Source organism: Bacillus sp. T-10(2022), assembly GCF_056502895.1.
In genome coordinates, this window is record NZ_CP113518.1 from 5113918 (window position 1) to 5135455 (window position 21538).

General features: G+C 42.1%; 23 protein-coding genes. 12 read left to right on the forward strand and 11 right to left on the reverse strand.

Annotated features, from left to right (window positions below; all coding sequences use genetic code 11):
• Positions 1-184: 184 nt before the first annotated feature.
• Positions 185-418, forward strand: a complete 234-nt coding sequence (locus OSJ91_RS25325) for a DUF378 domain-containing protein (RefSeq protein WP_063234087.1) — start codon at positions 185-187, stop codon at positions 416-418.
• 137 nt (positions 419-555) lie between these two features.
• Here OSJ91_RS25325 and yugI read toward each other — a convergent pair whose 3' ends face one another.
• The gene (yugI, locus tag OSJ91_RS25330) at positions 556-960 is read right to left on the reverse strand and encodes a S1 domain-containing post-transcriptional regulator GSP13 (RefSeq protein WP_063234086.1); all 405 of its coding nucleotides are present in this window, start codon (positions 958-960) and stop codon (positions 556-558) included.
• A 345-nt stretch (positions 961-1305) separates the two neighbouring features.
• On the opposite strand from yugI, the gene OSJ91_RS25335 reads away from it, so the two are divergent.
• Both OSJ91_RS25335 and OSJ91_RS25340 read left to right on the forward strand, forming a co-directional pair.
• The gene (locus OSJ91_RS25335) at positions 1306-2649 is read left to right on the forward strand and encodes a sodium-dependent transporter (protein ID WP_260358696.1); all 1344 of its coding nucleotides are present in this window, start codon (positions 1306-1308) and stop codon (positions 2647-2649) included.
• Positions 2650-2791: 142 nt separating this feature from the next.
• Entirely contained in the window at positions 2792-3145 is a 354-nt protein-coding gene (locus tag OSJ91_RS25340) for a helix-turn-helix domain-containing protein (RefSeq protein ID WP_054398881.1), read from the forward strand.
• A 158-nt stretch (positions 3146-3303) separates the two neighbouring features.
• On the opposite strand, the gene OSJ91_RS25345 is transcribed toward OSJ91_RS25340, so the two are convergent.
• Together OSJ91_RS25345 and OSJ91_RS25350 are read right to left on the reverse strand one after the other, a co-directional pair.
• Positions 3304-4473, reverse strand: coding sequence for an aminotransferase (locus OSJ91_RS25345; protein WP_350300438.1), 1170 nt, complete (start codon positions 4471-4473; stop codon positions 3304-3306).
• Positions 4470-4970: an Lrp/AsnC family transcriptional regulator gene (locus OSJ91_RS25350; RefSeq protein ID WP_350300439.1), complete on the reverse strand. Its 501-nt coding sequence runs from the start codon at positions 4968-4970 to the stop codon at positions 4470-4472. Before OSJ91_RS25350 ends, OSJ91_RS25345 begins: the two co-directional genes overlap by 4 nt.
• A 297-nt stretch (positions 4971-5267) precedes the next feature.
• On the opposite strand from OSJ91_RS25350, the gene OSJ91_RS25355 reads away from it, so the two are divergent.
• Positions 5268-6110, forward strand: a complete 843-nt coding sequence (locus OSJ91_RS25355) for an alpha/beta fold hydrolase (RefSeq protein WP_413019883.1) — start codon at positions 5268-5270, stop codon at positions 6108-6110.
• A 650-nt stretch (positions 6111-6760) separates the two neighbouring features.
• Here the strand turns inward: OSJ91_RS25355 and OSJ91_RS25360 are convergent.
• Positions 6761-7021 carry a DUF1871 family protein gene (locus tag OSJ91_RS25360; RefSeq protein ID WP_485890658.1) on the reverse strand — a complete coding sequence of 87 codons (261 nt, stop codon included), beginning with the start codon at positions 7019-7021 and terminating at the stop codon, positions 6761-6763.
• 93 nt (positions 7022-7114) lie between these two features.
• On the opposite strand from OSJ91_RS25360, the gene OSJ91_RS25365 reads away from it, so the two are divergent.
• Positions 7115-8299, forward strand: a complete 1185-nt coding sequence (locus tag OSJ91_RS25365) for a MalY/PatB family protein (protein ID WP_413020429.1) — start codon at positions 7115-7117, stop codon at positions 8297-8299.
• 268 nt (positions 8300-8567) lie between these two features.
• On the opposite strand, the gene OSJ91_RS25370 is transcribed toward OSJ91_RS25365, so the two are convergent.
• Complete coding sequence (locus OSJ91_RS25370; protein ID WP_350300442.1) at positions 8568-9323, reverse strand: TraR/DksA C4-type zinc finger protein; 756 nt, start codon at positions 9321-9323, stop codon at positions 8568-8570.
• Positions 9324-9466: 143 nt separating this feature from the next.
• Here OSJ91_RS25370 and OSJ91_RS25375 point away from each other — a divergent pair, with 143 nt between their 5' ends.
• Positions 9467-10324, forward strand: a complete 858-nt coding sequence (locus OSJ91_RS25375) for a manganese catalase family protein (protein WP_485890659.1) — start codon at positions 9467-9469, stop codon at positions 10322-10324.
• A 40-nt stretch (positions 10325-10364) separates the two neighbouring features.
• Here the strand turns inward: OSJ91_RS25375 and OSJ91_RS25380 are convergent, their stop codons facing one another.
• From OSJ91_RS25380 to OSJ91_RS25395, 4 genes are all read right to left on the reverse strand, one after another.
• Positions 10365-10979: a PH domain-containing protein gene (locus tag OSJ91_RS25380; protein WP_485890660.1), complete on the reverse strand. Its 615-nt coding sequence runs from the start codon at positions 10977-10979 to the stop codon at positions 10365-10367.
• Positions 10980-11019: 40 nt separating this feature from the next.
• On the reverse strand, positions 11020-11496 hold the full coding sequence (locus OSJ91_RS25385; protein WP_137016352.1) for a GNAT family N-acetyltransferase: 477 nt from the start codon (positions 11494-11496) through the stop codon (positions 11020-11022).
• Between the two features lie 175 nt (positions 11497-11671).
• Positions 11672-11896, reverse strand: a complete 225-nt coding sequence (locus tag OSJ91_RS25390; RefSeq protein ID WP_485890661.1) for a hypothetical protein — start codon at positions 11894-11896, stop codon at positions 11672-11674.
• Between the two features lie 134 nt (positions 11897-12030).
• Positions 12031-12621 (reverse strand): peptidylprolyl isomerase, encoded by a 591-nt coding sequence (locus OSJ91_RS25395; RefSeq protein WP_098371439.1) that lies wholly within the window; start codon positions 12619-12621, stop codon positions 12031-12033.
• A 177-nt stretch (positions 12622-12798) separates the two neighbouring features.
• On the opposite strand from OSJ91_RS25395, the gene kapB reads away from it, so the two are divergent.
• Positions 12799-13185: a kinase-associated lipoprotein KapB gene (gene kapB, locus OSJ91_RS25400; protein ID WP_350300444.1), complete on the forward strand. Its 387-nt coding sequence runs from the start codon at positions 12799-12801 to the stop codon at positions 13183-13185.
• Positions 13186-13225: 40 nt separating this feature from the next.
• Here the strand turns inward: kapB and kapD are convergent, their stop codons facing one another.
• Positions 13226-13849 (reverse strand): 3'-5' exonuclease KapD, encoded by a 624-nt coding sequence (gene kapD, locus OSJ91_RS25405; RefSeq protein WP_350300445.1) that lies wholly within the window; start codon positions 13847-13849, stop codon positions 13226-13228.
• Positions 13850-14108: 259 nt separating this feature from the next.
• Here kapD and OSJ91_RS25410 point away from each other — a divergent pair, with 259 nt between their 5' ends.
• Complete coding sequence (locus OSJ91_RS25410; protein ID WP_485890662.1) at positions 14109-15968, forward strand: transglycosylase domain-containing protein; 1860 nt, start codon at positions 14109-14111, stop codon at positions 15966-15968.
• A gap of 38 nt (positions 15969-16006) precedes the next feature.
• Here OSJ91_RS25410 and OSJ91_RS25415 read toward each other — a convergent pair whose 3' ends face one another.
• Complete coding sequence (locus OSJ91_RS25415; RefSeq protein ID WP_485890663.1) at positions 16007-16564, reverse strand: DUF5366 family protein; 558 nt, start codon at positions 16562-16564, stop codon at positions 16007-16009.
• A 333-nt stretch (positions 16565-16897) separates the two neighbouring features.
• Between OSJ91_RS25415 and OSJ91_RS25420 the strand changes: the two genes are divergently transcribed.
• From OSJ91_RS25420 to OSJ91_RS25435, 4 genes are read left to right on the forward strand one after another with little or no spacing between them, the layout of a single operon-like run.
• The gene (locus OSJ91_RS25420) at positions 16898-19303 is read left to right on the forward strand and encodes a Na+/H+ antiporter subunit A (RefSeq protein WP_485890665.1); all 2406 of its coding nucleotides are present in this window, start codon (positions 16898-16900) and stop codon (positions 19301-19303) included.
• The gene (locus tag OSJ91_RS25425) at positions 19300-19722 is read left to right on the forward strand and encodes a Na(+)/H(+) antiporter subunit B (RefSeq protein ID WP_350300449.1); all 423 of its coding nucleotides are present in this window, start codon (positions 19300-19302) and stop codon (positions 19720-19722) included. Before OSJ91_RS25420 ends, OSJ91_RS25425 begins: the two co-directional genes overlap by 4 nt.
• Positions 19722-20063, forward strand: a complete 342-nt coding sequence (locus OSJ91_RS25430; RefSeq protein ID WP_076368129.1) for a Na(+)/H(+) antiporter subunit C — start codon at positions 19722-19724, stop codon at positions 20061-20063. Before OSJ91_RS25425 ends, OSJ91_RS25430 begins: the two co-directional genes overlap by 1 nt.
• Positions 20056-21537 carry a Na+/H+ antiporter subunit D gene (locus OSJ91_RS25435; protein ID WP_413019888.1) on the forward strand — a complete coding sequence of 494 codons (1482 nt, stop codon included), beginning with the start codon at positions 20056-20058 and terminating at the stop codon, positions 21535-21537. The genes OSJ91_RS25430 and OSJ91_RS25435 overlap by 8 nt, the downstream gene beginning before the upstream one ends.
• The last annotated feature ends 1 nt before the right edge of the window (position 21538 follow it).

Consider the following 21538-nt stretch of genomic DNA (forward strand, 5'->3'; position numbering starts at 1 on the left):
TGCCACATTGACTCCGTTTTTGAATTATCGACAGTGCCAAGTGCTAGTTTTTCTTTTATTCATTATGACCAATGTTCCATTTAAATACAAAATATCCGCCCGGAACTTTTGAGTGGATGTATATTTACATGATGAAAAAGCATGATAGTAAAGAACTGATTTTTTCAAAAAAGGAGGCTGTACAATGAGTGGAATACAAAGAACTGCACTTGTTCTTACAATAATCGGGGCAATCAACTGGGGATTAATAGGTTTTTTCCAATTTGACTTGGTCGCTTCGATTTTCGGAGGGCAAGATGCTGGATTGGCCCGTATCGTTTATGGATTGGTTGGAATCGCCGGTCTCATTAATCTTGGTCTTCTCTTTAAACCAAGTCCTGAAATTTCCAGGGAGCCTGAAACCAAACCGACTCGTTGAGGTCTTGACCATGGATAATGTTTATGTTCTATAAAATAAAGCCGGACCATGGAAAACACATGACCCGGCTTTATTTCATTCATATGCCCCTGGACAAAAAAAACCGGCTGATCGAAGGATCTGCCGGTTCCAAAAAATTATTTTTTGATTAAGTCTTCGCGTTGAGATTGTTCAATCCACTCTTGAAGTTTGTCTTTCAATGTGTTGAAACCTTCAGTAGATTCGATGTGAGATGTCGCTTTAACAGATGCTTGGCGTTTTTTCGGAGCTTTTTTCGGAGCTTCAGTACGCTCAGGAGCTTCTTCTGTAGCGCGGATCGATAAGCCGATTTTTCCAGCAGCTGAATCGATGGAAAGAACTTTAACTTTCACTTCATCGCCTACTTTTAAATGTTCGTTGATATCTTTAACGAAGCCGTGAGTAATTTCAGAAATATGAACTAAACCTTGAGTTGAATCATCTAGAGCAACAAATGCACCGTATGGTTGAATACCAGTAACTTTACCAGCAACTACCGCACCAATTTCGAATTTTTCAGACATGGTAACACTCCTATTTTATATATATTTTTTCGTCTTTTCACGCAATAAAAAATTATATCACATAATTGGAAAATAATCAAAGTTAAGTATACCATACTTTTTAGGATTTTACTCATTAAAAATGTTTGTTTTTTGGAAATAATAAATATTATAAGATCTTTATTTATAACTTATCCTAATAATTTGCAAATAACCTCTATTCCCCTTAATATATTTACTCATTTTTCTAAAGATTGTAATATTAAAACACTATTCAATTCCGCATAATCATAGTAAGATGAGAAAATGTTTTAAAAATGTAATATGCAGCTAGATATTTTTTACATCTAAAGGAGTTTTTCCATCATGTCAAAACAAGATCAATGGACTTCAAAACTTGGGTTCATCCTGGCAGCCGCAGGATCCGCTATTGGATTGGGCGCCATTTGGAAGCTCCCATATATGACTGGGCTAAATGGAGGAGGGGTCTTTTTCCTGCTCTTCATTTTATTCACCCTGCTTATCGGGGCACCGATATTAATAGCCGAATTCACGATTGGCCGCAATGCACAGAAAGATGCCATTAGCGCATATAAACATATCGCCCCGGGGAAGCCTTGGGCATTGATCGGATATGGCGGTGTCGTCGCTTCCATCATTCTGCTTTCCTTCTTCAGTGTTGTTGGAGGCTGGATCATCTCTTATTTAGCCAGAAGCTTTACAGGTTCCCTCTCAAACTTGACGCAAGAAGAATATGGAAACTTCTTCAATAAGATAATCAGTAATCCTTATGAAACGGTCATCGCTCAGTTATTATTCATGGTCTTTACCATTTGGGTCGTGCAAGGCGGCGTTTCCAAGGGAATTGAAAAGGCGAATAAATATATGATGCCTTCCTTGTTCATCCTTTTCATCATTCTTCTTATCCGTTCCTTGACTCTGGATGGAGCGATGGAGGGTGTTAAATTCTTCTTGAAGCCGGACTTTTCCGCATTAACAGGGGAAACGATCCTATTGGCACTGGGCCAATCCTTCTTTGCACTAAGTGTCGGTGTTTCCGTGATGGTAACCTACGCATCCTATTTAAGCAAAAAAGAAGATATTACAAAATCGGCCTTTTCGGTAGTTGGACTGAATATCTTCATTTCCTTGCTGGCTGGTTTGGTCATCTTCCCGGCTGTTTTCGCACTAGGCTTCAGTCCTTCAAGCGGGCCTGGATTAGTATTTGTCGTGTTGCCAGCCGTTTTCAATGAAATGGCGCTTGGCGGGATTTTCATGTTCATTTTCTTCATATTATTATTATTTGCCACCCTTACGACGGCATTCTCCATTCTTGAAATCGTCGTTGCCGCCATGATCAAGGGTGATGCTGCAAAGCGTAAGAAGGCTTCTTGGATAGCTGGTATCACCGTTTTCTTAATTGGGATTCCAAGCGCATTATCATTCGGGGTGCTTTCGGATGTGAAGATTTTCAATTTATCCATATTCGATTTCGCTGATTATCTGACAAGCAATATCGCGCTGCCAGTCGGCGCATTGTTCATATCCCTTTTCATCGGCTATCAAATGAAAAGGATCGAGGTACAAAAAGAGTTCGAATCCGGCGCTGATTCAGGCCGATCACTTTTTAAACTTTGGTACTTCCTGATTCGCTACATCGTGCCGATCATGATCATACTCGTATTCCTTAAGTCAACTAATCTCATTTAACATTCAACGTGCCGTTTCGATATTTCTCGATGCGGCATTTTTTTCACAAAACCTACATATATTCCATTACTTCCCTTAAGTAATAATATGGTAAAATAATTACATAAAGAAAATATATTTCCTGAAAAAGGAGTGTCTGACTATGTCAAATATCGCGAAGAATATCCGGCAATACCGAGAAGATCACAACCTCACTCAACAGGAACTGGCTTTGAAATTACGAATCGGCACGAAGAAAATCGAAAAGTATGAATCAGGTGAATCGGTTCCTGATACACAAACCATTTTACGGCTTTCCACCGTTCTTGACATTCCGGCTTCAGAATTCCTGAAGGATGCCCAGACCGGTAACGCCGCTGGTATCGACGAGGACATAAAAAAATTGATTGAAGAAATCGGAACCAAAAAAGCGGAGCTCATTCTAAGAACAGCTAAGGACTTTAGCGAAGAACAAATTCTGAAAGTTATGCATACTTTATATAATACACAAGCTTAATTCAAAAAATGGGTCGTAGTATGTGTATTTTTTTTCAAGGTACTGGATATACTATGATTAACACTTTCTATGTTAATCCATTAGATTAACTCTTTTTTCTAATTCCCCCTATGGAAAGGGATCCGGCTGTTAAAGGCCGGATCCCTATTTTTTTGCTTTTATTGGCAATGATTCTTCATGAAACGTTCCATTCTTCTAAGCGCCTCTTGAAGCTGTTCCATGGAGGATGCATAAGAACAGCGGATATGACCTTCACCGCTTTCCCCGAACACATCTCCCGGTACAACGGCAACAAGTTCTTCCGTCAGAAGTTTCTCAGCAAATTCCATAGAAGTCATCCCCGTCTTCTCGATTGATGGAAAAGCATAAAAAGCCCCGCCAGGATTATGGCAATCCAGACCCATATCGTTAAATGATTTCACGATATAATTTCGTCTTCTCCGGTAACTCCGACGCATTTCTTCCACATCCTGCATACCGTTCTTCAATGCTTCCAATGCAGCATGCTGCGCAACGGTCGGCGCGCACATCATCGCATATTGGTGAAGCTTAAGCATCGCTTCGGAAATTTCCTTAGGTGCACAAACGAACCCAAGACGCCATCCAGTCATCGCAAACCCTTTCGAAAACCCATTGATGACAATTGTCCGCTCAAGCATGCCATCAATGGCAGCAAAAGAAGTGAATTCCTCATCATAAGCAAGTTCGGCATAGATTTCATCGGAAATCACCAGCAAGTCATGCTTTTTAATGATGTCAGCAAGCATCACTAATTCTTCCTGCCCAAGCTGGGTTCCCGTCGGGTTATTCGGTGAACAGATTAAAACGGCCTTCGTTTTAGGCGTGATCGCCGCTTCGAGTTGTTGGGGAGTCAACTTAAAGTCATCTTCCTTGGATGTTTGGACCGTGACCGGTATTCCCCCTGCCATGGTCACAAGCGGTGCATAGGCGACGAAACAAGGTTCGACGACAATGACTTCTTCGCCTGGATTCAAGATGGTCCTCAGGGCAATATCCAGGGCCTGGCTTGCTCCGACCGTGACAATGATTTGATCGTCCGGTCTATACGAAACATGGAACTGCTTCTCCATATATCGGCTGATTTCCGACCTTAATTCAAATAATCCGGCATTTGCCGTATATGAGGTATATCCTTCTTCCAAAGAGTTGATCGCCGCTTCCCTTACTGCCCAAGATGTTACAAAATCCGGTTCACCCACACCAAGAGATACGACCCCTTCCAAATTGGCTGCCAAGTCGAAAAAGCGGCGGATGCCTGATGGTTTAAGCTCTGCAATCGTTTTTGAAACATAACTCGTTTTAATCATGGTGACACCACTATCCGCTTATCTTCTTCAGTTTGATCAAAAATGGTGCCATCATGCTTGTATTTTTTCATGATGAAGTGAGTCGTCGTAGAAATGACGGAATCCAGTGTCGAAAGTTTTTCCGAAACGAAGCTTGCCACTTCATTCATCGAACGTCCTTCGACAATGACCGAAAGATCATAAGCCCCTGACATTAAATAAACGGACTGGACTTCTTTGAATTTGTAAATCCTTTTTGCGACATCATCGAAACCGACGCCGCGTTTTGGAGTGACTTTTACATCGATCATCGCTGTGACACCATGATATTCATCCACTTTTGCCCAGTTAATGACTGTTAAGTAACGTACAATGACCCGCATATCTTCTAATTTCTTCAATGTTATTTCAATGTCCGCTTCTGATTGATCGGTCATTTTAGCCAAATCCTTCAGATCAATCCGGCTGTTATTTTCAATGATTCTCAAGACTTCCAATTCCTCTTCATTCAAGTGCATTGGAAAACCCCCCTTTTGGAATTCACTAATTTAGATGTGATGGTTCGGCTGGCAGATAGTCTCACGAATTACCTTATTAGACTCTTTTAAAAATCCTATATGACAATATAATTTAATAAGTCCTATGCTGTCAGGATAAACTTACACTATTATATCAAAATTGGTTGGTGACCTGTTATAGTAATTGTATTTTTTCATCGTTATTATTACAATTACTGTTATGCAACAGTATTAAAGGACCTTTTTTGGAATATTCAGGGTAACACAGGTTTGACCAATAACGGAGGAGGAGCTTTTATGGAAAGTCATACAATCAAAGGTGTCGAACGGGTGGGTAATATCGAAATCTATTTTGAATATGACCGAATCGATGATTCCCTCCCCAACCTTGTCCTGCTTCACGGATTTTTGTCATCGAGCTTCAGTTTCCGTAAATTAGTCCCCCATTTAATCAAGGAATACAATGTGATCTCCATAGACCTCCCGCCATTCGGGCAAAGCGGAAAAGATTATCGATATACATATTCATTCCGAAACATCGCTAAATCCGTCGTTATGTTCTTGGAGGGGAAAGGCATCAGGAAATTCAGTATCATTGGCCATTCCATGGGCGGGCAGATTTCCCTGCAGCTCATCAAGTCATATCCTGATCTTGTCGACCATGCCATTCTACTTGCCGGTTCAGGCTATCAGCCCGGCTATTCAGAAAAAATGAAGATGGTCAGTTACCTGCCTTTCTTTTCATACGGGATAAAACGATATCTGCAAAAATCAGGTATCGAAAAGAACTTGAAAAATGTCGTCCATGACCCGGCGATGATTGACGATGAAATGCGACAGGGATATCTAGGACCATTCATAAAGAAGCATGATATTTTCCGGGCATTGGGGAGGATGCTTCGAGATAAGGAAATCGATTTGTTGAAGGAGGACCTTAGTGAAATTCATACACCCTGCCTGCTTATTTGGGGAAGACATGATCGAGTGGTGCCATTGAATATCGGCGAAAGGCTCCATGAAGACCTGCCTAATTCCGAGCTTGTTATCATTGAGGATTCCGGGCACCTTCTTCCAGAGGAGAAACCGGAAGAAGTGTATCAACTAATTAAGGGGTTTATTGGAGTGGCCACCCCAACGTAAACTCACGAGTAAATCACTGTAATTCACGTGTAAAAGCACAATTCACGAGTAAATAACCGAAACTCACGAGTATATCGCTGTAATTCACGAGTAAATCGCTGAAACTCACGAGTAAATCGCTGAAACTCACGAGTAAATCGCTGAAACTCACGAGTATATCGCCGAAACTTGCGAGTATACTGCACAAACTTACGAGTATACTGCACAAACTTACGAGTAAAAGCACAATTCACGAGTATATCGCCGAAATTCACGAGTAAACGGCTTTAATTCACGAGTAAACTTCACAAACTCACGAGGATACTGCACAAACTTACGAGTAAAAGCACATTCTCCAGTATATCGCCAAAACTCACGAGTAAATCACTGAAACTCACGAGTTAATCACTGAAACTCACGAGTAAATGGCTGTAATTCACGAGTAAATCGCTGAAACTCACGAGTAAATCGCTGTAATTCACGAGTAAATCACTGAAACTCACGAGTAAAACACTGAAACTCACGAGTATATCGCCGAATCTCACGAGTAAATGACCGTAATACACGAGGATACTGCACAAACCACGAGTTAACTGAACAAACTATGAGTATAGAGCAAAAAAACAACGTAAAAAAGGTGCCCCTGATTTCCGGGTACACCTTTTTCACCTTTATATCGAACAGCTGGCTTCATTTTTTATGATGAGCAGCTTTCGTGCAACTTCCAGGCACTCTTCCATCTGAATGGATTCATCGAACGCGAACTCGTAAATGGATTTTATTTTTTCCGCCAGTTCCTTTGGGTCATCTATATCCCGGATTGCTACGACCGTATCGGCAATTTCCGGCTCATATAGATCCCAACCTATCTTGAAAGGGTCCCATTCTTGCAAAACGGCAACCAACGCTAAATTCATTTGCTGTGTATCCATAAAATCATCACCTGCTCAATATTTTCAAAGAACATGATATCATAGTATCATAACAACAGGCTTTTCGCGAAGACGACAAATTTTTATTCGGTGGTGGATATTTTGAACAAGTCAATATTTGAAGAACAAATTAACAGGGAAAATTCAGGGTCTGCAAAATGGGATAAAAACTTCCTCACATCCTTATATGGGCGCGAGGATGTTTTGCCAATGTGGGTTGCCGATATGGACTTCCCATCTCCTGAGGGCATTCAAAAGGCATTGATGGAACGCTTGAATCATCCAATTTTCGGCTATACCGTCCCTTCTGAAACGGTTTTCACTGAAATTCAAAGCTGGCTTAAAGACCGGCACTCCTGGCAAATCGATAAGAAGTGGATTTCATTCAGCTCCGGCGTCGTTTCCGCAATCGGTACAACGATCCAAGCATTCACGAACCCGGGCGATAAAATACTGTTACAATCTCCCGTCTATACCCCATTTTTTGATATGATCAAAAATAATGACCGGGAAGTGGTCAATAGTCCCCTTATCATAGAAAAGGACCGCTTTGAGATTGATTTCACTGATTTTGAGGACAAGCTGAAAAGCGGAGTGAAATTATTCCTTTTTTGCAGTCCGCATAACCCTGGCGGACGCGTTTGGACAAAGGACGAACTCTTACGGATCGGGGAGCTATGTGAAAAATATGATGTAGTCATCGTCAGTGATGAGATACATGCTGACTTATTCCATACAACATCAAGGCATTATCCGATCGGCTCGCTTTCAGAAAAATTAGCGGATATGACCGTTACATTGATGGCGCCAAGCAAAACATTCAATATTGCCGGCCTTCAGGCTTCATTCCTGATCACAAGTAATGAAAAATTGCAGAAGCAATTGCAAAAGGCGCAAACGAAACTGGCCTTCCATGGTCTTAACATCTTTGCTTTAACAGCAATGGAAGCCGCATATCGGGAGGGCTTGGAATGGCTTGAAGACATGATCGGCTACATTGAGGAGAATATAAAAGTGGCAGAGGAATTCATTGCAGCCGAAATTCCTTCACTGCATGTCATGCATCCGGAAGCCTCTTACCTTTTATGGATTGACTGCCGTGACCTTGGATTGACCGACAAGGAAATCAAGGATCGACTTATCCATCAAGGGAAGCTCGCATTGGAGCCTGGTTCTAAATACGGACCTGGCGGAGAAGGTTTCGTCCGAATGAATCTCGGTTGTTCACGCAGCGTCATGATGGATGGGCTAAACCGTTTGAAATTGGCTTTTTCTTAAATAAAAGCTGTTTTCGCATACTTTGTTGCTATTTACTAAGTAGTGCGGTGTGGTTGATTTCCCCTCCAGATGCTCGCTTTCCGCGGGGCGGGCGGTGAGCCTCCTCGGCGTAAACGCCTGTGGGGTCTCACCTGTCCCGCTGCTCCCGCAGGAGTCTCGCACTTCCGCTCCAATCAACCTTAAATAGTTTCGTTTTAAAAACAACAATCTTTACGAAAAGAGCCAAAATAAAAGAAGAACCAGGCTTAGAATCCTGGTTCTTCTTTTTTCAATCTTTTTCATCATCCACATAAGGATCATGCTCATATCGGGGCAAATCCCCAAATGAGGTTTGAATATTCTCCTCAAAAAGTTCTTCCTTCAATTCTTCATATTGCGAGTTCGGATAAACCGTTATTTCCTTACCGTACATATCCACACCAACGAAATTTTCATAATTCTCGACATATCCTACATTTTCTTCAGACTCGACATACATATCTTCGTAATCGTTTGGCGGATTTACAAAATCGGAAGGCGATTCAGATGTTCCATAACTGGCAACATCCTGCCAAGAATCTTCCGCATCGTACGCAACCGATTCATGCCGGTCATCATAATCAAACTTTCCAAATGGAGGACCGAGCACTTCCTCTTCCACCGGCCGATTGTCCGAAGTTTCCTGTGATGGGGTATGCTCGACACAATAAGTCGTTGTAGGGATTGCTTTCAAACGTTCAAGAGGTATTTCCTTGGAACAGACCTCGCATTTTCCATACTCACCTGCCTCGATCGCAGAAAGCGCTCGTTCAATATCCCTTATTTCATCCCGATCATGCTCGGAAAGGGCCAAATCCTTTTCCCGTTCATATAACTCGGTTCCTTCATCTCCGGGATGATTATCGTAACTTGATAACTCACCAGTAGAATCCTCCAGGCTTCTTCTTAAATCGTGGTTGCCTGAATCATTTAATCGCTCTTCCAACTCTTGCTTCGTTTGCTGCAATTGCTGTTGAAATTCTTTTAGCTGCTGATTGGATAGCATGTGCAACATCCTTTCAAAATCGTTCTTCCCTCTAGTATTTCTCTCTTCCCTTCATTCCATAAAGGTACTTTTTACCTTAGGAATAATTTAATTCAGATAACAGAAGCTAACTTAGAAATATTAATTTAAGGAGGGGCTTCCATTTGTATTTCTATAAAGAAGACTTAATCAATATGATCGTTCCCGATAAGCCTGATCCGAATGCTGCAAAAGTGCTTCAGGAAACGCTTGGAGGGCAATTCGGTGAAATGCGGACGATGATGCAGTATTCTTTCCAAAGCGCAAACTTCCGCGGCAAGGCTAAACAATATCGTGATTTAATTCGTGGAGTTTTCTTGGAGGAACTGAGCCACGTTGAACTTGTCCAATCAACCATCAACCAGCTGCTGAATGGTGCTGGCGGAGATATGCCTGGAGATGTCGCTACCGACGGCGCTCCATTGGATGAAGTCATCAAAGGCGGCGCAAACCCTCACCATTTCATCATCGGTGCGAAAGCATCCCTGCCCGTCGATGCTGGAGGCAATCCGTGGAATGGATCATGGGTTTATGATCACGGTAATCTTGTGGCGAACCTTTTGAACAATGTCATGCTTGAATCTACGGGTGTCCTGCAAAAGTCCAGGATTTATGAAATGAGTTCCAATAAATCAATGCGTGAAACACTGGCATTCTTAATGGTTCGTGACAATGCCCACCAAAATGCATTTGCCAAGGCATTGGAAACTCTTGGGGTCGATTGGGGGAAAATCTTCCCTGTACCTAATTATGATTTGAACAAATATCCTGAATGCCGCAAATATGTGGATTTAGGCTACCATAATGCCCAATTCAATTTTAGATTGGATCAAACTCAAATCAGCGAAATTTTCCAAGGGGAAACACCGAGCCGAAATGGCGGAAACCTTGCTGTTACCGAGCCGCCAAAAGGATTCCCTGTCCCTGAAATGCCGGATATGCCAAATGAACACAGCCCTGGATTGACTGATTTGAACAATTAAAAAAGAAGGCGAACACATCATTCTGTGTTCGCCTCCTTTTTTAATTATTGATATATTTTTCAAAAACAAAGCCAAAATCTTTCACATGGTACTTTTTCCGGCTATCCATTAACCATTCGAAAGCGGCGGCATTAATTTCCTTGAAACTTGCAGCCATTTGGCTTCCATCAGTGCGAACTTGGTTCAAAGTGGAAGAAGCAAGGTTTACGCTTTGCTGGGCATATTGAAGGGCAAACTCATTCTCATGGCAAATTTCCGATATTTTCACGAGTGATTTAAACAAGTCCTTTAATTCTTCAATGAATTTCTTATGAACATCAATGGAGAAAGTCTTTGCACCGATCGAAAATTTTATTTCAGCATCCAAATCCACGGTCCCTGCGGTTTCAAGCGTGGCATTTGATATAGTATACTGGCTGTAGCTATATCTTGTTAGTGTACGCTTTTTGCTTATCGCACTTGTACCGTCCAAATGTATGAACGCTTGATTCGTGAAACAGTACTCATCCGTTTTTGATTTAATAAGGAAATAAATTTTTTCCCCATCTTCATGCATGATATAGTCATCTGCATCCACCTTGTCATAATCAGCAGGACTAATCACACTTCCAATATCACTAAGACCAAGGGCATCTGCCGCCATTTTCTTGAACATTCCTATTCCCCCTATCAATATCCAGGTGAATTACACCTTATTATAAGTATTTCTCCAGAATTATCTCGTCTCGGATCGGAATTCCATCAAAACTGTAAAATGGAATTTCCGGCTTGATTTTCCGTGATTCTTCCACGGCATTTTTAACGACTTCCGAAATGACATAACCACGCTTTTGAAAAAACTTCAATGCCTGTAGATTATCGTTCGTTGTAATCGCTTTAATAGTATGGCAATTTTTTTCCTTAGCGATATTTTCCATCACATAAAGCAAGGATGAGCCAACACCTTGATTCTCATGCTCACTGTTCAAAGAGATGATCTGACATACATGGTCGGACAATTTGTATGTTCCCAACCCCGTGATTTTTTCATTTTCGTCCATCACCCCAAAGCCCTCAAGTTCCGCATAATGAAACAAGCCTCTTGAAAAAACGACTTGGGTCGTCTCCCAGTGCTGAATGAAAAAATCCTTGACCGTATCTGCCGCAATCATTCTTTTAGCTACGATTTGCATAACCAATTTACGCCCCCAAAATTTCTATCTCTATGCTTATAGTATAAAATGCTTATGCTGATAAGGGAACATTTAATTCTTTACGCCCTTCTAACAAAACATAATACCATTCATATTCAGATAATCAATATTCAAAAAACGGGGGCACCCTAGTGATGCACGGCATCTTCCGGGATCAAGAAATGGTATCATCCTTTATACGCTGGTTCCTTCTGGTGACCTCATCTTCGAATTGCTTCGTTTTCAATTCTTCCTTCTTTGAAAATCTTATAATTGCCCTCATCGTAAAAACGGCCGCCACTAAAAAAATGAAGCAAGTTATACCAGCTGAGATATATTCAGTCTTGTCTTCCGGAAAGTAAAGAAACAAACCTAGTAAAGCATGATTGAGAAAGTCCATCCGATACATCCTTCCTGATAGGGAATTAAACTGCATTATCCCATTATATCAATTACCAGAACAATCCACTAGTGGGCTTAATCTACTAAACCCCGAAAAAAAGAGAGGCACTGAGCCTCTCGCTTCTCTTTTATTTATAAAATGGTGATTCCTTTAATGACCACGTCCACTGCAGGCTTGTCTCCCGCAACTGTCTCTACGTTAGCAATCGTATCAACAACGTCCATGCCTTCGACCACTTGTCCAAAGACAGAGTGTTTATGATCCAGCCATGGTGTGCCGCCTTGCTCCATATAAGCACTGATGATTTCTTCCGGATAACCGGCTTGCTTCATTTGCTCACCCATCCTGCTGTCCACATGCTGGGCTTGTACAACGAAGAATTGGCTGCCGTTTGTTCCTGGGCCTGCATTCGCCATGGAAAGAGCACCTCGCAAATTGAATAATTGCATGGAGAACTCGTCCTCAAATGGAGTTCCCCAGATACTTTCTCCACCCATTCCAGTGCCTGTCGGATCTCCGCCTTGAAGCATGAAATCCTTGATGACACGGTGAAAGATGATTCCTTCGTAATACCCGTTTTCAGCATGTGTCAAGAAATTCTCCACCGTCTTTGGAGCCAGTTCAGGGAATAGTTTAATTTTAATATCGCCCATCGTCGTTTGCATGATGACCGCTTTTTCATTTTCCAAAACTTCACTTGTTAATTGTGGAAAGTTTGTCATTTTACATAACCTCTTTCTTTTAAAATTAAATGGCATGAAACACCATTTTCCATCTTCATTTGTACACTTTACACGATTTTCATAAAAAAAGCATCTTTACGAAATTGAACAAATTCGCTGTGAAAAATCGTCGTTCTTATGTATCATGAAGGAAGTTAAAAGAAAGGTGGTAGGGAAATGTCAGAACAGGATTTTAAAATCGGCGATAAGGTTACCGCCATATATAAAACTGGAAAATACATCGGGGAAGTCACCGATATCAGACCTGCTGCATATCTTGTTAAAGTGTTGGCTGTCTTGAAGCATCCCATGCAGGGAGATCTTCATAACCCGAAGCAAACGGAAGTGTCCATGTTCCATCAGCGGCGTGCTCTAGCTTTCCGGGAGCAAACCAATGTACCAAAGAATATGGTCAGGAACTTTAATGAGGAGATTCCTGAGTATAAGGAATCCTTAAGAGAAGCTGTTGAGAAAATGAAAGGCACTTTAAGCGAAGCCCAAACAGAGTGGAATGATAAAAGCTTACAGTTGCTTGAAGATCTAGCGGCGGATTATTTTAAATAAAGCATGATAAAAGCCAAATCAGTAGTATATGATTTGGCTTTTATAACGCTAAATGATTCAATACTTTTGATAAATCAATGCGATCGCCAATTGTCGTCGGTTCATGATTTTTCATATAACTTTTATCTTTCTCCACTAGCTTAAAGATATTATATGTCGTAATCGCATCATCCAGCGCCCGGTGATGCTTGCCTGTCCCTTCCTTGCCATAGGCCTGTACAGCTTTCCAAAGCCCGGTTTGATTTTGATCCCCGAAAAAGCGTTTATACTCCAGGCAAAGATCGCTTTGTTTCCCTGAAAAAGGGAAATCCAATCCTGCTTTCTGACAGTTCTGGCGAAGTACCTTCATGTCCATATTTCCCCAGGTAACAATCGTCGTCGGGTGCTGCTCATCAATTTTCTTCAATAAATTAACCAGCTCTTCAAATGAAATCCCCCGGTCCACCTGATCCTGGGTAATGTTCAAGAACTTTTTGCATCTTCCCGTTAAGACTGGAAATTTCATTGGGTTAACAAAAGATGAGAATTGTTCCTGAATGGTCTCATTAATGACGGTGACTAAGCCAACCTCAATGATTTCCGGATAAAACCCTACTGGATTGGCTTTTCCTTCCGGCATCGTAAATTCAAAATCAATGAATACATATTGCTGTTGTTCCTCCATTTTTATGACCCCCTTCATATTCCTGACATCAACATATAAACAAAAAATGGTTTTTTTCTTACGAGACTATTATAACAGAAGATTTAGAAAGTTTTTCGTAACCCCATCCGGATACGTTATTGCCGTCATACCTAATTTACCCAAAACTCTTTATTGTCTATCTTATTTGGATTATGATGGATGAATAAACCAAAAGTACCATTTTTTCACCCTTCAATCCAAGGACATACTAAAAATATATTAGTTAGGAAGTTGAACTATGCGCACGTATCTTGGTTATATCACGATTTTCCTCTTAATTCCCGTATTGATCCTTTTCATTTTCCTTTCTTATCAGGAGTGGTCCTTAGCTCAATCTCCCTATCATGTACTAGACGAGCGAATTCCCATTGAATCGATAGAACTGGCTCAGAATAGTTACATGAAGGCCGCAAATGGAAAGGTCATCAGTGAAATTTCCACTGGTGAGAAACGGACTTATCTAAAACTTGAAGACATCCCCCTCTTCCTGGAAAATCTATTCATCGTTACAGAGGATCAGAAATTTTATGATCATGCTGGCGTTGACCTATCCGGCATAAGCAGGGCGCTTCTTATCAATTCACAAAATAAAACAATCGAACAAGGCGGCAGTACCATTACCCAGCAACTGGCCAGGAATGTTTATCTTTCACATGATAGGACGTATAACCGAAAACTCAGTGAACTCATTTACGCCTATCAGATAGAGCGAAAAAAATCAAAACCGGAAATCATGGAGCTGTATTTGAATGCCATATATTTCAGTAATGGAGCTTATGGAATCGAAGCTGCTTCCCAATATTATTTCAGTAAACCGACTGGAGAGTTATCCAAGGCGGAACTTGCCTTCCTGGCCGCAATCCCTAATAATCCGGAAAACTATAACCCTCTTAAACATTTCGATGCGACGAAAAAGCGTCAGGAGAGATTACTGAAACAAATGGTTGCCGAAGGTGATTTAGAACAGGCCGAGTACGAGAAGCTTATTAAAAGTACGATTAAATTAGACTTGTCCACCCCGGTCGACTTATATCCCGATTATGTGACATATGTTCATCAGGAATTGAAAAACCTGGTGGCATCCTCCGAGGGTCTTGACAAATCTCTGCAAAGCCCTGAAGTCGCCATCCGTAAGAAAGCGGAAGCTGAGCTGGATAAAAAGGTCAAAAAGCTTTTGAATTCCGGTGTAACCATCCATACCGCACTCGATACCAAGCTGCAAACACAGTCAAAGACTGCCGTACAATCAAAAATCGGTGTCAATGATATCGAGGGAGCTTTAGTGGTTATACAGCATCATACGCACGAGCTTGTCTCTTTGATTGGGGGAAAAGATTATAAAAAAAATTCTTTCAACCGTGCATACCAAAGCTATAGGCAGCCAGGATCAGCCATTAAGCCGCTTCTCGATTACGCTCCCTATTTGGAGGAAACGGATGCAGACATCAATCAGCTAGTTAGCGGAGCAAGCTATTGCAGCAATAGCTATTGTCCAAAGAATTATAGCGGCGACAGCTACGGGATGGTCACACTAAGAACTGCCTTCGCTCAGTCCTATAATACACCCGCCATAAGAATTTTTGAAAAGACGGGAGTGGAAACGAGTTTCAAGCACCTCGATGCTTTCGACTTTAAAAAGGTGAGCAAAAAAGACCACCATACGAGTTCGGCCATAGGCGGATTCGAATATGGCATGAGTCCCCTTGAACTGACAAATGCCTATACTTCCTTCAATGACGGAAACTATCAGCCGGCGCGCGCCATTATTAAAGTCACCGATCAAGAAGGTAAAGTCCTTTATAAATGGAAAGACCGCTCCAAGGAGATATGGAGCAAAAGCACCGTAACCAAGATGCGGCAGCTGCTCCATGAAACGATCATTTCCGGGACAGCCCGCAAAGCCTACTTTCCTACAGAATATGTCGGCGGTAAAACCGGTACGACCAATGATGTGAAAGACATGTGGTTTGTCGGCCTGACAGCAAACTATACAACGGGGGTTTGGATTGGAAGGGACAAGCCATCCAATCTACAATCCATTTATTCACATACACCCCATGTATTGATTTGGAAAGATATCAGCCAGACTGCCGAGTGAAAAAAGAAGGTGCCGAGATGGCACCTTCTTTTTTATGGCTATATGGGAAGGCTTGCAATGACGCTGTTATAAAGCTTCAATCCTGCATAAGCTACTATTGAAATCAGTGCCGACCAAACGAAGATTGGAAAGAAAACCAATCCCACTAACCTTGACAAATTCAGGCTCGGGCTTAACTTATTGACAAAATAAATTAAAGCAACGACATTCGTTGCGATAAAGATGGACCCCAGCCCGATGATGAATTGAACACTGAACAATGAACAGGCACCGCCAATCACATATATGACAGACCCCTTTCTTACACTGTTCAGGGCTTTACCTTCAGAATCCTTGGAAAAGAATAATAAAGACAGCTCCAATATCGTATCGGAGATCAGCTTCAATGCGGCAAAAACCATGAAGAATAATAAGAGCAATACGATCAGCAGCGCCAGCTTAATGCCGGTTTCAGAAAAAAACTCCAGCATCCCTTGGTAGATTCCCAAGTTTCCAAATAAAGAGAGCATTTGCATTTCCCCATAAATGGCAAAGGAGAGGCTGAATAATAGAATTGAAATGATTGGTAAATAGCTAAGTAAATATGTGTTTTTCATGATTTCTCCATCCACGCGTCTTTTATCCTATATTATGCAAGATAATCCACCATTTCACAATGGATACTCTACTAATTCACCCTGGAAAAACTTTTTTCAATAAATTTTTCAGGTGGGTTTCCCCTCCTTTTCTACCTATATATAAAACATCATTCAAGTTGGCCTTCACCGTTTTTAATGCCATGCAAACCCACATAAATTGCGTTATACTTTTAAGCGAGACAAGCATTCGATAATAAAATACATATTCAACGAAGATTTCCTAACGTCTAGGATTGCGCGAAAAAAGCATAATAAGACGACTGACTTCGTTTTAAAAAAAGGGGGGAGTTTATGTCTTTACTTCATTGGGCGGTATTATCACCGTTTCTTTTAGCACTTATTGTACCAATATTGTACAAACTATTTCGACAAATACATACAGGATGGTTTGTTTTGATTTTACCTATTCTCCTTTTCACCTATTTTTCAAGGTTCATTTCCTTAACCAAACAAGGGGATATCATTATGGAAAGGGCAACATGGATTCCTTCTCTTGGAATTCATGTTGATTTCTATATAGATGGACTAGGGCTTTTGTTCGCCTTGCTCATTACAGGTATAGGTTCACTCGTCGTTCTGTATTCAATTTTCTATTTATCGAAAGAGAAAGAAAAGCTGAACCAATTTTACGTCTTCCTATTGCTTTTCATGGGAGCAATGCTTGGTGTCGTCCTATCCGATAACCTAATTGTCCTCTATTCGTTTTGGGAATTCACGAGTTTATCATCTTTTCTATTGATAGGATATTGGAATGAAAGGGAGCGTTCACGTTATGGAGCGCAGAAATCCCTGCTGATCACTGTGCTTGGAGGCTTAAGCATGCTTGGTGGGATAATTCTCCTTACCGTTATGGGGAACACATTCAGCATACGTGAATTGATTGCCCAAAGCGGGGAACTTATGGACCACTCGCTCTTCACTCCTGCACTTTTGCTTGTGCTGCTTGGCGCGTTCACTAAATCCGCACAGTTCCCGTTCCATATCTGGCTTCCTGACGCTATGGAAGCCCCGACACCGGTCAGTGCTTACCTTCATTCCGCCACAATGGTCAAGGCCGGAATTTATTTGGTTGCCCGATTAAGCCCTGTATTTGCAGAATCAGGAATATGGTTCTGGCTCGTTTCGATCGCCGGATTGATCACCCTGTTCTGGGGCTCATTCTCTGCTATCAAGCAGACTGATTTAAAGGGGATTCTCGCTTTTTCCACCATCAGTCAGCTCGGATTGATCATGTCGCTTTTGGGACTTGGTGCGGCGGCCCTCCACTATGAATCTTTAGGGGAAAATATATACTTGGCAGCTACGGTTGCAGCAGTATTCCACTTGATTAATCATGCGACCTTCAAAGGCAGCCTTTTCATGGTTGCAGGCATCATTGATCATGAAACCGGTACCCGTGATATCAGAAAGCTAGGCGGATTGATGCAGTTGATGCCAATCACTTTCACCGTCGCTGTCATAGGTGCTTTTTCAATGGCTGGACTTCCGCCCTTCAATGGTTTTTTGAGCAAGGAAATGTTCTTGGCCAGCATGGTGAATGTATTGGAATTGAATATCTTCAATATGGAGACATGGGGGGGCCTGTTCCCTGTGGTGGCATGGGTAGCCAGTGTATTCACTTTTATTTATAGCATGATTGTCGTGCTCAAACCCTTTACAGGCAAACTTCAGTTACAACTATTGGAAAAGAAGCCCCACGAGGCGCCGATCGGGATGCTGATATCCCCGATCATCCTTGCTTCGTTGGTTATCGTTTTCGGTATTTTTCCAAACTTGCTATCTTCATCAATCATTAAACCTGCGGTAGCCGGCATACAGCCAAGCTTGGCGGGACCGGATTTCCAAGTCCATATCGCCTTCTGGCATGGATTCCAACCTGAAGTATGGATGACCATCGGAATCATAGCATTTGGAATCCTTTTATACAAAACGCTTCCGAAGTGGCAGAAGATCACTCAGTGGATTCCTGAACGTATATCCCTGAATGCTTTTTATGATAACGGGGTAAGAGGTCTCGAACGCTCAGCTTCCTTCGTCATGAAAGTATTAATGACAGGTTCTATTCGGACGTATCTGCTTTCAATCTTCCTTTTCTTCATTCTTTCCTTGGGCTTTACGCTCTATTGGAAGGATGCATTTAAATTGGATACAGGGAATTTTGCCCGGATCAGCATATATGAATTGGTATTAGCTTCGATCATCGTGATTGGCTCGATCGCCATTCTGTTTGCAAGATCCCGTTTAACTTCCATAATCATCTTAGGAGCCGTCGGTTATACGATTTCCCTATTTTTCGTTTTGCTACGGGCACCGGATTTAGCCTTGACTCAACTAGTCATCGAAACGATTTCGGTATCGCTGTTTTTGCTCTGTTTCTTCCACCTTCCTTTAATGGCAAGCAGAAAGGAAGAACGGATGACATTCAAGTTGAATAATGCCCTGATATCCATTGGTGTAGGGGTCATCGTGACATTGATTGCCTTATCGGCACATAGCAATAAACTATTTGATTCCATATCCAATTACTATCTTGAAAATGCTTATAAGGAGGCAGGCGGGAAAAACGTCGTAAATGTCATTCTCGTTGACTTCCGCGGACTTGATACGATGTTTGAAATCAGTGTCCTTTCCATCGCTGCGCTCGGAATATTCGCGATGATCAAATTGCGTTTGACAGGGGGGAAAGATAAATCATGAGGCAAAATGACCTAATTCTCCAAACGGTTACGAAAGTCGCCGCCTTTGTTATCTTGCTGTTTGCGGTAGCCATCTTTTTAGGCGGGCATTATTCGCCAGGAGGCGGGTTTGTCGGCGGGTTAATGACTTCAGCCGCGATTGTCCTGCTGTTGCTCGCTTTCGACATTAAAACCGTCACCGGCATCCTGCCGATTGACTATAAATTAATGATCGGGTCAGGCTTGTTCATATCAAGCCTGACCGTAGCCGGTGGGCTATTTTTCGGGGTGCCCCTCATGACACATGTTTATCATTATGTTGATTTACCGCTCCTTGGGCACATCTCGCTTCATACCGCGGTACTTTTTGATCTGGGTGTTTATCTTGTGGTTGTTGGTGTAACGATGACCATTATTCAAACGATAGGGGAGAGTGAATAATGGAACTTTTAATGGCCATTGTCATTGGAATACTATTTATGTGTGCGACCTATTTAATGCTTTCCAAAAGCATTTTAAGAATCATAATCGGTACAGGGCTGCTCAGTCACGGCGCCCACCTTTTGATTTTGACGATGGGCGGTTTGAAAGGCGGTTCCGTTCCATTGCTAAGTGATGAAGCTGCATCCTATGTCGATCCGCTTCCGCAAGCGCTTATCTTGACGGCGATCGTCATCAGTTTCGGAGTCACATCATTTTTGCTGGTACTTGCTTATCGGACCTACCAGGAACTCGGTACGGATGACATGGAAGAAATGAGAGGTACGGAAGCGAATGAATAATCTTACTTTCATGCCTGTTTTATGGCCGCTTTTCACAGGCATCCTTCTCATATTCTTTGCCAAAAAAATCAAGCTGCAAAGAGGGATATCCCTTACTTCCTCTCTTATCGGAATTGTGATTTCCCTTTATCTAGTGTTTACAGTCCATTCTCAAGGGATCTTGACTTTAGGTGTCGGCAGCTGGGATGCGCCATTCGGCATCGTGATCGTCGCAGATATGCTTTCTTCGCTGCTCGTACTGACCACGAATGTCATTGGATTGGCTATACTGCTTTATTCGTTTTACTCCATAGGGGAGGAACGTGAAAGACATTATTATTATCCTGTATTTCAATTTTTGCTGATTGGAGTAAACGGTGCCTTTCTAACGGGGGATCTTTTTAATCTATTCGTATTTTTCGAAGTCATGCTGATGGCTTCCTACGTGCTGCTGGTACTGGGAGGGACGAAAATCCAACTCAGGGAATCATTGAAGTATATCATCGTCAATGTGCTTTCCTCTTCCTTTTTCGTCATCATGGTAGCGTATCTTTATTCAGTTCTAGGCACATTGAACATGGCGGACATCAGCCAGAGGATAACGGAAGTCAACCAGCCTGGAATCATCTCGGTGATAGCGATTGGCTTTCTGATCGTATTCGGTTTGAAGGGAGCCATTTTCCCGCTCTTCCAATGGCTGCCTGGGTCTTATTATGCTCCGCCGATTCCAGTGATGGCCCTTTTCGGGGCATTGCTGACAAAGGTCGGGATCTATTCCATTTTCAGGACCTATACACTCATGTTTTATCATGACCAGGATTTCACCCATACTTTCCTTGCGATACTTGCTATCTTGACCATCATTATCGGTGTCATTGGTGCGATAGCCTATTGGGATGTAAAAAAAATCATCATTTACAATATCATCATCGCCGTCGGGGTTATCCTATTCGGAATCTCCGTCATGAATGAACAGGCCTTATCAGGCTCCATTCTATATATCATTCATGACATGCTGATCAAGGCTGCGCTCTTCCTGCTGGTTGGCATCATGATCAAAATCAGCGGATCGGATGATTTGCGGAACATGGGCGGCTTGATCAAGCAATACCCGGCCGTTGCATGGACCTTCTTCATAGCTGCCATATCGCTGGCGGGAATCCCGCCGTTCAGCGGTTTTGCAGGCAAGCTCCTGATTCTTCAGGGAGCAGCAGAAAAAGGGGCATACTTAGGAATGGCCATTGTCTTGCTTTCGAGCTTGATGGTCCTATATTCCGTCATGAAAATATTCATGAATGGCTTTTGGGGAACTCCAAAAGCTGATTATGCCTTAACTAATAAAACGGTAAATAAAATGCTGGTTCCGGCAGTCCTCCTCGTCATCATTTCCGTTTTATTCGGAGTAGGGACAGAATCGGTTTACCCATACATTACACAAGCTGTAGATTCATTAATGAATCCCGAAATCTATAACAAAGCGGTTTTAAAGGAGTAGT

Excerpts from the sequence above, each read along its gene's own strand:
- OSJ91_RS25325 (WP_063234087.1), top strand. The coding sequence starts at position 185 with ATGAGTGGAATACAAAGAACTGCACTTGTTCTTACAATAATCGGGGCA.
- yugI (WP_063234086.1), bottom strand. The coding sequence starts at position 960 with ATGTCTGAAAAATTCGAAATTGGTGCGGTAGTTGCTGGTAAAGTTACT.
- OSJ91_RS25335 (WP_260358696.1), top strand. The coding sequence starts at position 1,306 with ATGTCAAAACAAGATCAATGGACTTCAAAACTTGGGTTCATCCTGGCA.
- OSJ91_RS25340 (WP_054398881.1), top strand. The coding sequence starts at position 2,792 with ATGTCAAATATCGCGAAGAATATCCGGCAATACCGAGAAGATCACAAC.
- OSJ91_RS25345 (WP_350300438.1), bottom strand. The coding sequence starts at position 4,473 with ATGATTAAAACGAGTTATGTTTCAAAAACGATTGCAGAGCTTAAACCA.
- OSJ91_RS25350 (WP_350300439.1), bottom strand. The coding sequence starts at position 4,970 with ATGCACTTGAATGAAGAGGAATTGGAAGTCTTGAGAATCATTGAAAAT.
- OSJ91_RS25355 (WP_413019883.1), top strand. The coding sequence starts at position 5,268 with ATGGAAAGTCATACAATCAAAGGTGTCGAACGGGTGGGTAATATCGAA.
- OSJ91_RS25360 (WP_485890658.1), bottom strand. The coding sequence starts at position 7,021 with ATGGATACACAGCAAATGAATTTAGCGTTGGTTGCCGTTTTGCAAGAA.
- OSJ91_RS25370 (WP_350300442.1), bottom strand. The coding sequence starts at position 9,323 with ATGCTATCCAATCAGCAGCTAAAAGAATTTCAACAGCAATTGCAGCAA.
- OSJ91_RS25380 (WP_485890660.1), bottom strand. The coding sequence starts at position 10,979 with ATGTTCAAGAAAATGGCGGCAGATGCCCTTGGTCTTAGTGATATTGGA.
- OSJ91_RS25385 (WP_137016352.1), bottom strand. The coding sequence starts at position 11,496 with ATGCAAATCGTAGCTAAAAGAATGATTGCGGCAGATACGGTCAAGGAT.
- OSJ91_RS25390 (WP_485890661.1), bottom strand. The coding sequence starts at position 11,896 with ATGGACTTTCTCAATCATGCTTTACTAGGTTTGTTTCTTTACTTTCCG.
- OSJ91_RS25395 (WP_098371439.1), bottom strand. The coding sequence starts at position 12,621 with ATGACAAACTTTCCACAATTAACAAGTGAAGTTTTGGAAAATGAAAAA.
- kapB (WP_350300444.1), top strand. The coding sequence starts at position 12,799 with ATGTCAGAACAGGATTTTAAAATCGGCGATAAGGTTACCGCCATATAT.
- kapD (WP_350300445.1), bottom strand. The coding sequence starts at position 13,849 with ATGGAGGAACAACAGCAATATGTATTCATTGATTTTGAATTTACGATG.
- OSJ91_RS25410 (WP_485890662.1), top strand. The coding sequence starts at position 14,109 with ATGCGCACGTATCTTGGTTATATCACGATTTTCCTCTTAATTCCCGTA.
- OSJ91_RS25415 (WP_485890663.1), bottom strand. The coding sequence starts at position 16,564 with ATGAAAAACACATATTTACTTAGCTATTTACCAATCATTTCAATTCTA.
- OSJ91_RS25420 (WP_485890665.1), top strand. The coding sequence starts at position 16,898 with ATGTCTTTACTTCATTGGGCGGTATTATCACCGTTTCTTTTAGCACTT.
- OSJ91_RS25425 (WP_350300449.1), top strand. The coding sequence starts at position 19,300 with ATGAGGCAAAATGACCTAATTCTCCAAACGGTTACGAAAGTCGCCGCC.
- OSJ91_RS25430 (WP_076368129.1), top strand. The coding sequence starts at position 19,722 with ATGGAACTTTTAATGGCCATTGTCATTGGAATACTATTTATGTGTGCG.
- OSJ91_RS25435 (WP_413019888.1), top strand. The coding sequence starts at position 20,056 with ATGAATAATCTTACTTTCATGCCTGTTTTATGGCCGCTTTTCACAGGC.